8 protein-coding genes are annotated in these 14,209 nt (G+C 63.2%); all 8 read right to left on the reverse strand.

What is annotated here, in order from left to right:
* Positions 1–7 precede the first annotated feature (7 nt).
* Positions 8–1,105, reverse strand: coding sequence for a pectinesterase family protein (locus ABDK11_RS02135; protein ID WP_346838679.1), 1,098 nt, complete (start codon positions 1,103–1,105; stop codon positions 8–10).
* A 103-nt stretch (positions 1,106–1,208) separates the two neighbouring features.
* The gene (locus ABDK11_RS02140; protein ID WP_346838680.1) at positions 1,209–1,967 is read right to left on the reverse strand and encodes a rhamnogalacturonan acetylesterase; all 759 of its coding nucleotides are present in this window, start codon (positions 1,965–1,967) and stop codon (positions 1,209–1,211) included.
* Positions 1,968–2,056: 89 nt separating this feature from the next.
* Complete coding sequence (locus ABDK11_RS02145; protein ID WP_346838681.1) at positions 2,057–3,676, reverse strand: pectate lyase; 1,620 nt, start codon at positions 3,674–3,676, stop codon at positions 2,057–2,059.
* Positions 3,677–3,821: 145 nt separating this feature from the next.
* The gene (locus tag ABDK11_RS02150) at positions 3,822–6,827 is read right to left on the reverse strand and encodes a TonB-dependent receptor (RefSeq protein WP_346838682.1); all 3,006 of its coding nucleotides are present in this window, start codon (positions 6,825–6,827) and stop codon (positions 3,822–3,824) included.
* Between the two features lie 59 nt (positions 6,828–6,886).
* Positions 6,887–9,445, reverse strand: coding sequence for a fibronectin type III domain-containing protein (locus tag ABDK11_RS02155; RefSeq protein WP_346838683.1), 2,559 nt, complete (start codon positions 9,443–9,445; stop codon positions 6,887–6,889).
* A 178-nt stretch (positions 9,446–9,623) separates the two neighbouring features.
* Positions 9,624–10,580 (reverse strand): alpha/beta hydrolase, encoded by a 957-nt coding sequence (locus ABDK11_RS02160; RefSeq protein WP_346838684.1) that lies wholly within the window; start codon positions 10,578–10,580, stop codon positions 9,624–9,626.
* On the reverse strand, positions 10,577–10,747 hold the full coding sequence (locus ABDK11_RS02165; RefSeq protein WP_346838685.1) for a hypothetical protein: 171 nt from the start codon (positions 10,745–10,747) through the stop codon (positions 10,577–10,579). The genes ABDK11_RS02160 and ABDK11_RS02165 overlap by 4 nt, the downstream gene beginning before the upstream one ends.
* Positions 10,748–10,814: 67 nt before the next feature.
* Positions 10,815–14,060 (reverse strand): pectinesterase family protein, encoded by a 3,246-nt coding sequence (locus tag ABDK11_RS02170; RefSeq protein ID WP_346838686.1) that lies wholly within the window; start codon positions 14,058–14,060, stop codon positions 10,815–10,817.
* Positions 14,061–14,209: the final 149 nt, after the last annotated feature.

Raw genomic sequence — 14,209 nt, forward strand, 5'->3', positions numbered from 1 at the left:
GGCAAACCTAATCCTGTGCGAATGCCGGCTCCCATCCGCGCAGAACCCGGTCGCGGGTGTACAGTGCCGCTTTATCCCCGGCCAGTTGGCGGCGATCAGCATTGATTGCCGCCCCCGGCCCCCGGCTCTGGTACTCGAAAAAGCGCGAATCCGCGGGTTTGAAAACAGTACGCTTGGTGCCGTCACGGCTGGTGCCGCGCATACTCGCCCAGCCATCACTGGCGATATGGTCGTCCATATAGGTGTCGATAAATACACTGGCGCCGATGGCATTCGGATCCGCGTAGCGGCCGTTATCGAAGGTGGTTGTCGGGTGCCAGGGGCGACCCAGTGGCACGGAGCCGGCGGGTACACCGGGTTCCTTGAGCAGCCGGCAATGTAGAAATACCAGCCCGTAAGGGTTGCCGATATCCGTGCTCGGTGCGGTCACATAGCCGGTGGTCTCCATTTGCCGGGCGCGTGCCCGGTTGATGATGTCACTGCGTTCAAACAGCACCGTGCCTGCACCGAAAATGAAATCCACATTGCCCTGGATCACGCTATTGAGGAAATAGCTGCGCCCGCTATTGCTGTACAGGGTGTCCTGGTAGCCAGAGAGCTTTACGTTGCGGAAGGCGCTGCGATCGGCCGCACCGTTGATGGCCAGGGCTACTGCCTGGGTTCCCCCCACTTTCTCGGTTGCCATTTTATCCAGTGCATCGTTGCCGAGAAAATCGAAATCGTTTTCGATCGTCAGGTCCTCGGCACGAAAGCCCGGGGCCAGTACCGTCAGTGTGGCGGAGCGGAAGGTCCCCCATTTCTCTGCCGAGCCGGGCATTATTTCACCGGCAAAGGCGTCGTAACTGATAACAGTGCCTGCGCGGGACTCGCCCAGCAAGGTGATATTGGGCTTGTCGACGGTGAGTTTTTCCCGGTAGCGGCCGTTGCGGACATAAATCACATAGGGCCGCTCACCCTTGACCGGCGCTTGCGCGAGGGCCGCGGCGATACTGTGATAAACATTGGCGGTGCGCTTCGCAGCCGGATCCACCAGCGCGCTGTATTCGGGTGCTGCCAGCGCCAGCCTGGTGGTCAGCAGCAGCGCAAATGTGATCAGGGCTCTCATGGCAATCTTCCCGTGTGCGGTTATAACCCCGCAGTCTGGCAGGGCCAGGCGCGGGGTGTGGTGTGGGATATGCTGCGGCAACACTCGCGGAAAACCATGCGGCTCAGTACTTGAGCGCCAGATGTTTCGGATCCGGGTGGCGCACTTGATCCGCCAGCGGATGATGGATCTTCTTAAGTTCGCGCAAAGCCAGCTGCGCCACTTCCCGCGCGCCGAGGTGATTGAAATGGGTGTCGTCGCGCACGCCCACCGGGTAATTGGGATGTTCACCGGGCGGGATATGGTTAAACCGCAGTGCCGACTCCCGGTCGCCCAGCTGCTGGAAATAGGCGCGGGTGACTTCGTCCATATCGATCAGCGTCACCTTCTCCTGCTTGGCCACTTCGCGCACCAGCGGCGTGTACGGGTGAGTGTGCTCGATCTTGCCATCGTTATCGAAGTAGCGCCGCGTAACCGGTGTCATCAGCAGCGGGTGCGCGCCGTGGGCGCGGGTCTCACGCACGAAGCGCACCAGGTTGGCCTGGTACTGCTCCGGTGTTGTATAGCGGTCGACCTTTTTTTTCACTTCGTCGTTATGGCCGAACTGGATGATTACATAGTCGCCCGGCTGCAGCGCATCGACGATGCTCTGCCAGCGTCCCTCCTCGATAAAGGTGCGGGTGCTGCGGCCATTTTTCGCGCGGTTATCCACCGTGACAGAATCATCGAAAAAAACCTGGAAGGGCACCCCCCAGCCGGTTTCCGGATAGTCCTTGACGTCCTTGATCGCCATGGTGGAGTCGCCGGCCATATACACGGTCTCGGCCTGGGCCAGGGCGGGCAGAACCGCCGCCAGGGATAGCGCACAGAGCAGTTTTTTCATCTTGCTTACCTCGTTGGTCTTGTATTGCGGGGCTGGCACCCCGCGAATTTTCCAGGCCGGGTTGCGGCCTGCGCCGGAACGGATTCGATCTACTGGCAGGACACCTTGCCCAGGTCGAGCACATAGTTTTCGTCATGCGCCAGCGGTGAGTTGAACGGCAGCTCGCCCCCCTTGCCGGCGGTTGCACTGATATAGTCCGCCAGTTTCTGCCCTGCCGGCAGTAGGTGCGCATCGATGGTGTCGCGGGAAGCCTGCGAGTAATCGATGGAGGGATCGTCGACCGTGCCCCAGGCATTGGTGATCTGGCGCGAGTCACTGTCGTCGATATTGCAGGCGTCGTCGGACAGCCATACGTAGGTGCCGTCCGCGCGGAAGTTGCTCTGGTTGTCGGCATCATCGGCGCTGTAGTTGTCCCGCGCCAGTTCCGCCTGCAGCGTATCCAGCGAGACACCGTGGCTCTTGTTGACCAGCAGCATGTTATTTTGCCACAGCAGCTGGGCACCGACGCGGGTGCTGAACACGTCCTTGCGGTAGTTCATGAACAGGTTGTCGAACATGTGCGAGCGGCCGCGGCGGATCAGCGGTACGCGGCGCGCGGTACTGGCGAACGCACTGTACTCGGTGTCACGGGTAATGAAGGCGTTGTGGTGCATGGTGGTGCGGATCTGGCTGTTGATCTCGCGGTCATCATTGGAGCCGTGCAGCGCACTGCGCAGCACATCCACCAGGCGGTTGAACGATATGGTGATGTCATAGGCGCCGCGTTTGACATCGAAAGCGGAATCGCCGGTAAAGTCGAAGGTGTTGTGGTGAATCCAGATATCGTGCGAGGCACCGGTGGAGCGGATCATATCCGGATCCAGTGCGTGATCCTCCACGTGGCCGACGCCGCGGAAGTCGAGGTCGGTCAGCACCACGCCTGTGGCGGCCTGGCTGTCAGTGCCGACAGAGAAACCGTTGAAGCGAAAATAGGCCTTGCTCTGGCGGCCGTCGATAGTCGTGTGGGAGCCGACCACGGCATTGCGAATCGGCAGGCTGCCGTCGTTGAGGCGGTTGTTGAAGAACTCCTGGCGGCAGTCCTCGCCGGCCGCGATACCGTTGTCGGCGCACCACTGCTGGTAATCGATACACTGCGCCTCGGTGCCGCCGATGGCGCCCTGGACAGAGCTTTCACCACAGTAATTGCGGTACATGGCCACTTCGGTTTCGTCGGCAAAGTCGAATTTATCGAACACGATCCAGTTGTACCCGTCGCCGCCGATGGCATCGAGCAGTTGTTTTTCCACCGAGCGTCCCTGGCTGTCGTTTTCCTGCTTGACGATCACGGTGAGCTGGCTGTTGCCGACGGGGTTGTAACCGCCGACGGCATTTTCGCCGTAGCCGACGGCGCGGCCGAGGGAGTTCGACAGGCACTCGACGATTTTCTGGTCCGTATCCAGCGCGGCGGAGTCGCGCCAATTGACGTTGGGATCGGTGGCCAGCGTGCGGCAGGCATCGCTGATGGCGACCGGGCCCCCGGACGAACTGGAGCTGCTGCTGGATGATGAACTCGAAGAGCTGGAAGAACTCGACGAGCTGGAGGACGAAGAGCTGGCGGTGTCGCCGTTGGCCGGCGGCATGGTATCCCCGCCGCCGGAACCACCGCCGCAACCGGCGAGCGCCAGTGTCGCGGTGGCAGCGACTAACAGGATGTGGAATTGACGTTGCATACGGAAAATCCTCGGGTACAGCGGTGGTTCAAAACCGCCGGCAGCGGAATATTGCGGCAATAAATACGGTAAAAAAGGCCCCGCAGAGCGGGGCACCAAGCAAGGGCATGATGATGCGCATGGGAGAGATCAATCTTGCCGGAGATCAGAAGTCCATCGTCAGGCCCAGCTGCAGCCCGCGGCCATACTGCTCCACGTCAAACAGCATGCGGCCACCGGAATACTGGTTGCCTTTGAAGTAGTACTGCTCGACGCTGTCGGTGATGTTGACCACATCCAGGTAGGCACGCATGCCATCCATGACGCGGTAGGTGGCCTTGACGTCGTAAGTGAGCGAGTCGTCCTTATACATATCAGCCCAGTCCTTGCACTCGGTGGGGAGTCCCGACTGGGCATCGACGGCCATGTCTGTGTAAGTACAGCTGCCGATACGCTTGAGGATGTCGCCGGTGTAATTGGCGATAAAGCGCAGGGAGAAATCGTCGTTTTCCCAGCCGAGCGTCAGGTTGGCGGCGATGTCGGCCTGTTCCGGCAGGCGGATGCTGCCCGCGCGCACGGTATCCCCCACCTGGCCGTCGCTGTGCTGCAGCGTCAGGTTGGACTGGATAAAGATATTGTCCAGCCAGCGGCCGATCGGGTGATCTTCCCAGCGGCCATCGAAGTACTGGCTGTAGCTCAGCTCGGTGCCGTACACCATGGCGCGGTCACCGTTCAGGTAGGTGTTGGCGTTGGTGATGGTGAGATCGCCGGGGATATTGAACAGGGTCACCTGGTCCACCGGCAGGCGGAACGGCAGCTGCGCGATGTTCATATCGACACCGGTGGCGTTGACGATGAAGTCCTTGATGTCTTTGTAGAACAGCGCCGCCTCGAGGAAAGTGTCCTCGCCGTAGAAACTCAGTGACAGGTCCAGGTTGGTGGCACGCATCGGGTCGAGGTTGGGATTGCCGATACGCACCGAGTTGTCCGGCGCCATGCTGAAGTACTTGGCCTGATACGCCAGGTCGCCGCGCTCGGAGCCGATATCCGCCGGGTCCTCGTTACACTCGCCGTTGAATTCAGAGTTGGGATCGTCGTTGCAGAAGATCACCCGATCTTTTACCTCGAAGAAGGCGCGGCTCTTGCCGAAGTCCGGACGGCTGAAGCTGGTCCACAGGGCGGCGCGCGCCAGCAGCCTGTCGCTGAGTTCCTGGCGGTAGTGCAACGCCGGCAGGAAAGTGGCGTAGCTGTTTTCGACATTGTCCAGTGGCAGGGCAATATCGAGAGACTGCAGGCCGTCGCCATCCTCGTTGCGGTCGTTGCGCATGGCCATATAGCCGGTGGACTCGAAGCGGGTGCGTTCATAGCGGGCCCCGGCAATCAGCGTGGCGTCGTCGCGCACCTGCAGTTCCGCCATCAGGTAGGCGGCGGACGTGTCTTCGCTCAGGTCGTAGTCGAGTTTGGTGGAATCCACCTCGCGCTCGGCCTGGTCGTATTCATCGCCGATCGTACGGGTGGCGGCGAGCAGCCGCTCCGCCTCGCTGCGGGTGATGAAAGCGTGGTCGAAGTTGGGGTTTTCGGGAATATAGGTGGCGAAATCCCCCAGCGTGGAGCTGGCCAGATCCTCACACACGGCGTCGTCGTTACAGCCGGCATCGGCCTTGTCGTCGGGGACGATACTCGCGCGGTTCTTGTCGTTGCTGCGATCGCGCTGCTGCGCCTTGACGCCGGCCTTGATGTAATTGATCAGGCCGCCGTTGTCCCAGTCCTTGCGCAGATTGAACGAGAACTGATCCACCGCGTCTTGGCGCAGGGTATCTTCGAGGAACAGGTTGTCGTAGCGCATGTTCGCCTGCGACACTTCGCCAAACTGGTAGCCGGCGCCGTCCTGGCCGCCGGTACCGGAAACGCTCTTGCCGCTCACCTGCTCGAGCCAGTCGCGATCGACGATCTGGCCGTTGATGTAGCCATCGCCGAAGCGGCCGATGGCGCCGAGTTCACGCACGCGGAACTGCACCCGGCGACCGTCCGGCTTCTTGTTTTCGCTGCGCGAGGACACCAGTTCGTAATCCGCCTCCCAGCCGTCGCCGAAGCGGTTCTCGCCGCCGAGCGCGATGGTGTTGGTGGCGACTTCCGATTCCTGGATAAAGAACTGGTGCTGCAGGTCGACACTGCCGCCGCCGAACACATTGTGCGCCGGGTCCAGGTACGCCACATTGTCGGAGTCGCTGAAGTTGTAGCGGTAGTATTCGCGCAGCGCGATGTCCTCGTCCGAATAGCTGTTGTGGTCGATCTTCAGGTGGTAGCGGCTGTTGTCGCTGGGCTGGTATTCGATGTTGAGTAGCGCCGCCTTGCGCTCGCGCTCGGCGTTTTCCTGGCGTGTCTCGAATTCCCAAGGCACCAGCATGGTGGTATCGCCGACCGTCACGTAAGTCGGCAGCGTGGAGGAGTGGTGCCGGGTCTCGTAACCCTGGGTGGTGCGTTTTTCCCATGAGGCGGTGTAGGCGATGCCGAGGGTGTCGCCCAGCAACAGGTTGGTGCCCTGCAGGGTCAGCTTGGGCGAGTTTTCCCCGGCCTGGTCCTGATAGTAGTTCTGCGCGCGGATCTTGAAGGTATTCTTGCCGCGATCCAGTGCCGACAGGGTTTTCACATTGATGCTGCCGCCGATGGCATCCAGGTCCATGTCCGGTGTCAGCGACTTGTTGACCACGATCGACTGCAAGACATCGGACGGCAGGCTGTCCAGTGAGAAGGCGCGGTCTTCGAGGGTTTCATCGGTGCCGCCGCCGGCATTGGCCATGGTGCCGCCATCCATATGGACGCTGACCATGCCCGGGCCGAGACCGCGCAGCGACACGAACTTTCCCTCGCCCTCGCTCTTCTGCAGGGTGATGCCGGGCATGCGCTGCAGCAGTTCGGCGGCGTTCTGGTCGGAGAAGTTACCGGCGTCATCCTGGGTGACGATGGAACTGAAGTTATCCTTGTTGCGTTCGGCCGCGCGGGCATTGATATCGGCGCCGCGCACGCCCTCTACGTAGACTTCCTCGAGCGAGGCGTCATTGTTTTTACTCTGTGCCTTCTTGTCTGCTTGCTGGTCCGCCTGCTGGGCCAGCGCGGCACTGCTGACCAGGGCGATGGCCAGCGGCAGTATCTGTTTGCTGAAATTTTTCATCACATTGCTCCCATCTTTTTTTTCTTGTGCGCGGCCGCTCGGCGGCCGCGCTGGTCCCTTTACTGGTATTCAATTACCAGGTTGTCGATGGTGATTGGTGTTTCCACACCGCTGTCGCAGCGGAACTGGATAAACGAGGTCGCGCTGCCCACATGGTTATTTGGGTCGCTGTCGATAGTGACCGTGCCGGTGGGCCGGTCGCCGTCCGCCAGGGTGAGCACGGTTTTCTCGAAGATTTTCGAGTCGCCGCCGTGGATCGATTTGCTCGAACTGGAGGTGTTGTTATCCACGTACACCTGGCACTTGCCGGAACCATCGTCGGCGTTGTCGTTACTGACCACGTCGAAGCTGATACGGTACGGCTGGCTCAGGTCGAGATCGCCGCGGGTGTAGGTGTCGGTATCGGCGGTATCGGTGCCGGGGGCGGTGTCACCGAGCGAGAAGCGCGCGTTGTTGTAGCTGAGCTGACCGCCGCTGAAGGCGATGCGCGAGCTGCCGCTGGTGACGTTGTAGAAAGGCGCCGCGGCATCGCTGGACAGGGCCTTGTAGTCGGCAGTAAAGAAGTTGCTGGCAGAGCCGTCGCCATCGGTGGCCGCGTCGAAGTTCTCTTCGAGCACGGCGGTACTCGCCGGTGACTGCTGGTCTGCGCCGGCATAGCTGCCGAGCTCACCGAGACCGTCGGGCAGCTGGCCGACAAGATCGGCGGGCGCGAGCGCTGCGGTGCTGGCGTCGTCGGTCCAGATCAGCCAGTCCACGTCTGCCTTGAAGGCGCTGCTGCTGCCCTCGCCGATACGCAGGCGCGGCGAGCTGCTGCCACCGTCGCGGCCGGTACCGCTGATCTCGCTGACGCTGGTGTCGCTGCTGAACAGGCCGGAGATATTCTCGCCGTCGCGGTAGATACGCGCGGTGATATCGGCGGCGCCGTTGAGCGTGAAGGCAACCTGGTAGATGTGGTAACCGTCGAGCATATCCACAGCTGCTTCAGCAGTGCTGGAGCCGTCGGTGAATTTCTCCAGCTGCACTTTACCGGAGTCCGGGCGCAGAATGGTCTTCACCCGGCGGCCGTCGTCTTCACCGAATGACAGCTCAACCTCGAAGCCGCGGAAGTCGCTGCTGGGGGTATTGATGCGGCCGATCCAGGTGAAGTAGCGCGGGTAGCCGGCGCTGGAGTCGGTCATCACGCCGCCGAGATCCGCATTGGGTTTGGCGCCTGCGTCGGCGCTGGTGTCGAGGGTGGTGGTGCCGTCGTCGTTAGCGGTGTAGTAAACCTCGTCGCCGTCAGACAGGCTGAAGGCGGTGGGTTCACTGCCGTTGACCACCACGGCGCCGGCTGCGTTCGGTGCCAGGCAGCCGTCCCACACATCCCACGGAATGCTGGTGTTGACGTTGGCGGTGGGCGAGCAGCCGGCCGGTGCTTCCGGCGCGGCGGATGCGGACGGGCTCCAGTCGCCGGGGCCGGCGGCATTGACGCCGCGTAGGAACACGTAATAGGTAGTGCCGTTTTCCAGGCCGTCGATCAGCGTACTGGTGCTGTCCAGGCCATCGATCACGGTGGCGCCGTCGCTGCTGTCACTGGTGCTGTAGGCCAGGTCGTAGCTGTTGGCCTTGGCCAGGCCATCCCAGCTGACGGCGATGGCAGCGTCGCGTGCGGTGAGACTCGGCGCGGCTGCCGGGGCATCCGGCGGCGCGGCGTCGGTAAAGGTGTTACACGCCGGCAGGTCGGCCTGACCGTTGTCGCCGGCCGGCTCGATCAGCAGGTCGTCGAGAATCACCTGTACGCCGCCGGCGCTGGGCACGCGGAACTGCAGGAACGAGGTGGCGCTGCCAATCTGGTCGCCGCCGGTGTCATCGGGCACGTTGATCTCCACCCGCTCGCCCGGCACCAGCTTGTCGGTACTGGCGGCGAGAATGCGCGGATTGCTGTGAATGGAGGTACCGGTGGCGGTGCTGCTCTGGTTGCTGTCGACATAGACCTCGAGGGTGCCGCCGCTCCCGCGCACCGCCTTCACGCAGAAGGAGATACGGTAGGGCTGGCTCAGATCGAATTCGCCCCAGCTGCCGGTATCCAGGGTGGCATCGCCGGCGGTGGAATCGCGCTTGGGATCGGTGTTGTCGGCGCTCTTGGCGGTGGGGTTGGCCAGGTCGGAACGGGTCTGGCCGACAGTGACGCGGGCATTGCTGAGCAGCAGTGACGGATTGCCGTCGTCGCTGACGATGCCGATGCGCCCTTCGTTGTCCACGGTGATATTGGCCGGGTCCGGATTGTTGTCGTCGTCGAAGAAACAGCAGGAGGGATACCAGAGGGCCGGGTAGGGATCCGCGTAATCGGCGTTTTGCTGCGCGGTCATCAGCTCCTTGTACTGGGCGCTGAAGAAATAGATGGTGTCGGCCTGGTCGAAGGCGGTAAACAGGTTGTCGCCGAAATCTTCGTGAAACGGCAGCGGAGTATTGGCGATACCACTGGGTTCTTCCGCTGGCGGCTCTTCCTGCGCCGGCGGGTCCATGGCGATGACATCGCCTTCGTTATTGGCATCGGCGCCTCCGCCTCCGCCGCCGCTGCAGCCGCTCAGGCCGCCCAACAGGAATAGGGATACCGCTGCACTTTGCCATGGTTTCATGGTGCGCTCCTCTCTCTCGTTATCGCTTTTTATTTTTTTCGAGCTTCGAGTACCCAGAGGCTCGGTTTGTAAAACCGTATTGGATAGGCAGTGTAAATAAATTGGTTTGACCATGACAAGGGTTTTGTCGCTTTGGTCAAGCCTGAATGGTCGCCACTTGTGCGGCCTGGCGCGTTTTTCAGTGGTCGGTGCGCTTGCCGGGCGGTTGTGGCAGGCGTGCCAGGAATTGCGCCAGCTGGCGCGTGACTCGGCTGAACCAGGGCTCGAACAGCCAGAAACTGTGTGGCGTGCCGGGATAGCGCTGGCGCGTGAAGGGCACGCCGAGGGCGTCGGCCCGGGTGCCGGCGGCGTCGATACCGGCGGAGAAACGCGGCCGGCCACTGGTCAGGCACAGGATTGGCGGCGCCGTGGCGTCGAGGTAGGTCAGTGGCGAGGCGGCGCGCCAGATCTGCGGTCGCGCCTCGAAGCGGCCACCGAGGAAGGCGCCGGCAGAGGTCACTGTGCGCGCCGGGTCGTTCTCGTAGCGCAGTGCCAGCGGCGTGGTGAAATCCCACAGGCCGTCGATATTGATGATCGCCGCCACCGGCGTACCGTGCGCATCCCGTTGGCGGTCGCCGGCCCACAGGCCCGCGAGTGCGGCCAGCTGGCCGCCGGCGGAGCTGCCGCCGATCGCGAGTCGCGCCGGATCCACGTTGAAAGTGCCGGCGTTGGCGCGCAGCCACGCCAGTGCCGCCAGCAGGTCGTGCACCGGCGCGGGGAAAGTCGCCGGCGGCGCCATCCGGTAGTCGGCCGTGGCCACCACGTAGCCGCGCGCCGCCAGCGCCTGTGCCAGTGGCGCCAGCAGCCGGCGGTCGCCGGAACGCCAGCCGCCGCCGTGCACCAGCAGCAGCCCGGTGCGCGCCGCGCCGCCCGCTGGCGGCGCGAACACATCCAGCTTCAGTGCCTCGCCGTTAACCCGGCGGTAAATGCGGCCCGGCCACTGGCGCACGGGGCTGTGCAGCTGCAGGCGCACCGGCACTATGTCGGGGTAATCCGGCCGCAGTTTTTTGTAGGTGCTGTCGAGCGTGTAGTCGCCCGCCTGTGCCAGCGCGGCGCACAGCAGCGGCAGCGCCAGCAGCCAGTGGCGCGGTGTCACGAGCGCACCCCGCGGGTCGCCGCGGTGCTGACCGGTGCCGCGAACGGGTGACTGCCTGCCGCCGCTGGGGTACGCGGGGACTGCCAGTTGTCACTGGCGGCGAGGGCGAGCAGGAACACCAGCCCGAGCAGCCAGGTTTTTTGCGTCAGTTTCTGTGTTGCGTTCATCGCATGGCTCCGCAGTGGATCTTGGATTGCCCCGCGCGGCGCTACTGCCGCGGGGGCGCTGCCGGCATTACTGGAGCAGCTGGATATCCTCGAAAGAGAAGCTCTGGTTGTCGTAGTAGGGCGCGGCGAACAGGCCGACTTTGAGCGTGTCGGGCAAACCACTGAAGGTGTTGGCGCCGATCTGGGTGTAGTTGGCGCCGCCATCGGTGGAGTAGAAGGCGTAGTAGGCCTGGCCGACCCGCTGCAGCTTGAAGTAGAGGTTGTCGCCGGGCGTCAGCACCGTGCCGTCGCCGTCCTTGCCCCAGCTGCCACCGTCCGCGAGCACCTGGCCGTACTGGGTGACCCAGTCGCTGCCGCTCATGACCATACCCACATGCGCCAGCGGCGAGTTGCCGGCGCTGGCCACATCGCACTCGCACAGCATCAGGCCCACCGGGAACTGGTTGGCGGCATAGGGCGTGCCGGCGGATTTCAGTTTGGCGCTGAGGGTGAAGTCGCCGGTGACCTGCTGGGATACCAGGTAGAAGGACATGCCGGTCTCGAACTTGCCGTCGCTGGCACTGAAGGTGACACTGCTGTCGGTCTGCGCGCTGATGCTGCCGCTGGCCGGGGTGATACTGCCGGGTTCGCCCAGCATCACGCCGCTGCCGTTCCAGGTTTCGCTGGAACCCGCCGGCGCGGCACAGCCGTCATCACTGGTGTCTTGCGGATACGGATCCCAGCCTTCACCACCGTTCCAGCCGGCAAAGATCTGTGCACGCGAGCAGAAGTTGGCCGCGACTTCCGCAGCGCTGAGCTGGTAGCAGCTGCCGTTGCCGTCACAGCGGCTGGACAGGTCCAGCGGACTGCCGGACAGGTCGGTGCTGCCGTACTCGCGCCAGCCGCCGGTGGCACTGGCGGTCTCGGGATTGGGGGCCGGCTGGCTGTTGATGCCGGCGTAGGCCCAGCCGATATCCGCTACGTGGGTGTCCATGGCGGTATTGATGTAGGCGACATTGTCGTAATAGCTGTTGCTGCCGCCGCTGCGCGCCAGGTAGGTGGTGCCGGGTTCGATCGTGACCCCGCTGGGGCCGGCACCCTGGGTCAGTTTCGAGTTCAGGAACACGAAACCGGGGGCATCGGCGCTGGGGGTGCGCGCCTGCAGTACGTAGCCGCCGGTACTGGTGGCTGCGCTGCTCTTGGAATCGCCGAGGGAGCGGATCTCGGAGTTCTCGAACACGGTGGCGGTGCTGTAACCCCAGATAAAATCCACGTTGCCGGCGATGAGCGCATCGTAAAACCAGTTGTAGCCCTTCATCAGCAGCGTGTCCTGCTCGGAGTAAAAGGCTGCGCTCTTCACGATCAGGCGGCCCTCGCTGTTGAAGTAGAGGGTTTCCGCCTGGTCGCCGCTGCCGCTGCGCCGGTGCGTATTCTCGATACTCAGGTTTTCCAGTGTCAGCAGGTCGCCGCCTTTCACCAGAAATAGGGTGCGCTGGTCGCTGCCGCTGTTGAGGCCGTCGTAATTTTCGTAATAGATTCGCGTCAGGTCGCGGCCGGCGCCGCTGATGGTCAGGTTGTTCTTGCCGCCGAGGTACAGCGGTTCGCGATAGTCGCCGGCGGCAATACGGATACTGGCGGCGTCATCGGCGCCGACATTTTCCATCACATAGTTGAGTGCGCCCTGCACGGTGCGGAAGTCGGCTGCACCGTCGTCGTCCACGGTCACATCGGCGCCGCTGGGGCCGCCGGTACGGGTGGTGAAGGTCCAGCCGGCGTTTTTACCCAGGCCGACAAAGTCGCCGCCGTTAAGCTGTACGCTCTGCACCAGGCCGTTGCTGATCGCCACATAGTATTCGGTGCCGTAGTCGAGGGCGCCGGTATGCGGGGAGATGATCAGGGTGTCGCCGGAGATCTCGAACGGATTGACGTTGAGGGTGCGGGTCTGGGCCTGGCCGGCGTAGCCGAGGGTGTCGGTCTCGCCGCCGGCGCGGATGGCATCCACCTCGGTGTCGTCGGCGGCGCGGAAGATACGCACCGAGCCCTGGTCCGCCAGTGTCGGTGCACTGTCGAAGGTGATACTGAGGCGGGTGTCCTCGTACTCGCTGCCGGTTCCCGGCAGCGGAGTGACGCGCGCGGACAGGTCGCCATAGCTGGCGCCGGGCATTTCGAAAGCCCGGGCCACGCTGACGTCGATGGTTTTCTGCAGGCTGGGCGCCGAGCCACTGGTGAAGGTGACGGTGGTATCGCCCTCGGCCAGCGGGGTCAGGGTCACGCGGTTGTCGCTGACGGCGACGGAGACAATATTTTCATCGCTGGCGGCGGCGGAAAAACTGTCCGCGGTGACGCCGTCGCTCTGCACCGCGGTGACATTGACCGCGAGCGGCGGGTCGCCAGCGGTGGTACTCCAGCTGGACTCGGCGTAGTCGAGCGTCAGCTGCACCGGTTTGACACTGGGGTCGCCGACTTTCACATAGTTCACTTCGAAGGAGCGGTTGTAAGTGAAGAATCCGATACGACCGGCGTCCGCGTAGAGGGCGTCGCTGTCGGTAAAGGAACCCAGCTCTTCGCCGTCCAGGTAAACGGTGACGCTGGCGCCGACCATGTCGTAGCGCACTGTGTACCAGTTGCCGTCGGTGCCGTCTTTGGTGCCCAGCAGCAGCGGTTTCTTCGCCTGCACCTGGCGGTCGACGCCGCCGCTGGTGGCCAGGCCCGCTTCCACCTGGGTGGACTCACTGCTGCTCTGCATATTCAGGCCACCGAAGTACCACTGCAGTGGTCCCTGATAGCGGCCGATGCCGTACAGGTATTTGTTGCCGGTGTTGCTGTTGTCCCGCGGGCGGATGCGGTACTCGACGAAGTAGTCCGCCGGTACGCCGGCGAAGGCCTCGGGCTTGACCAGAATCAGCTCGCCCTCGTTCAGGTTGTCGCCGCGGGTACCGGCGGTAAAGCGCAGTGACTTGCCGGCTTCGCCCGCGTCGAGAATGTCGAAGCTGCCGGGGTCACTGAGGCCGTAGCCATCGATCAGGGTGTCCCAGGTGCTGGTGAATTCGCCGTCTTCGAAGTCATCGCAGAAATACAGGCCGCTGGGCGGGCAGGTGAACGGGCCCGGATCCGCAGCGGTGTCGCTGCTGTCGGCTGCCGATCCGCTATCTGCACCGGCATCCGTGCCGCTGCCGGAGTCGCCGCCGCTACCGCTGTCGGAACCGCTGCCGCTATTGGGCTGCAACAGCTCGGCGGGGCCGGGGTCCGGCAGCGGGCTGGGATCGCCGTTGTCGCTACAGGCGGCAAGCCCGCCGCACAGGCACAGCGCGGCGAGCAGGGAATGCATGTTCATGTTTTGCTCCTCTCATCTTTTATTCTTTTTTCAGAGCAATACTGCAGACCGGTTTGTTTTTATTGGTCCGGCCAATTTGCCAGGCCAGAATAGCTATATTTGTATGACAAGTCTAATCCGGGCAGTCCGATGACCAGATCCGTATGCCA

Origin of the sequence: Microbulbifer sp. SAOS-129_SWC (assembly GCF_039696035.1) — a bacterium.
Classification (GTDB): domain Bacteria; phylum Pseudomonadota; class Gammaproteobacteria; order Pseudomonadales; family Cellvibrionaceae; genus Microbulbifer.

Coding starts and splice junctions, on each gene's coding strand:
- ABDK11_RS02150 (WP_346838682.1), bottom strand. CDS start 6,827: ATGAAAAATTTCAGCAAACAGATACTGCCGCTGGCCATCGCCCTGGTC.
- ABDK11_RS02155 (WP_346838683.1), bottom strand. CDS start 9,445: ATGAAACCATGGCAAAGTGCAGCGGTATCCCTATTCCTGTTGGGCGGC.
- ABDK11_RS02145 (WP_346838681.1), bottom strand. CDS start 3,676: ATGCAACGTCAATTCCACATCCTGTTAGTCGCTGCCACCGCGACACTG.
- ABDK11_RS02140 (WP_346838680.1), bottom strand. CDS start 1,967: ATGAAAAAACTGCTCTGTGCGCTATCCCTGGCGGCGGTTCTGCCCGCC.
- ABDK11_RS02165 (WP_346838685.1), bottom strand. CDS start 10,747: ATGAACGCAACACAGAAACTGACGCAAAAAACCTGGCTGCTCGGGCTG.
- ABDK11_RS02135 (WP_346838679.1), bottom strand. CDS start 1,105: ATGAGAGCCCTGATCACATTTGCGCTGCTGCTGACCACCAGGCTGGCG.
- ABDK11_RS02170 (WP_346838686.1), bottom strand. CDS start 14,060: ATGAACATGCATTCCCTGCTCGCCGCGCTGTGCCTGTGCGGCGGGCTT.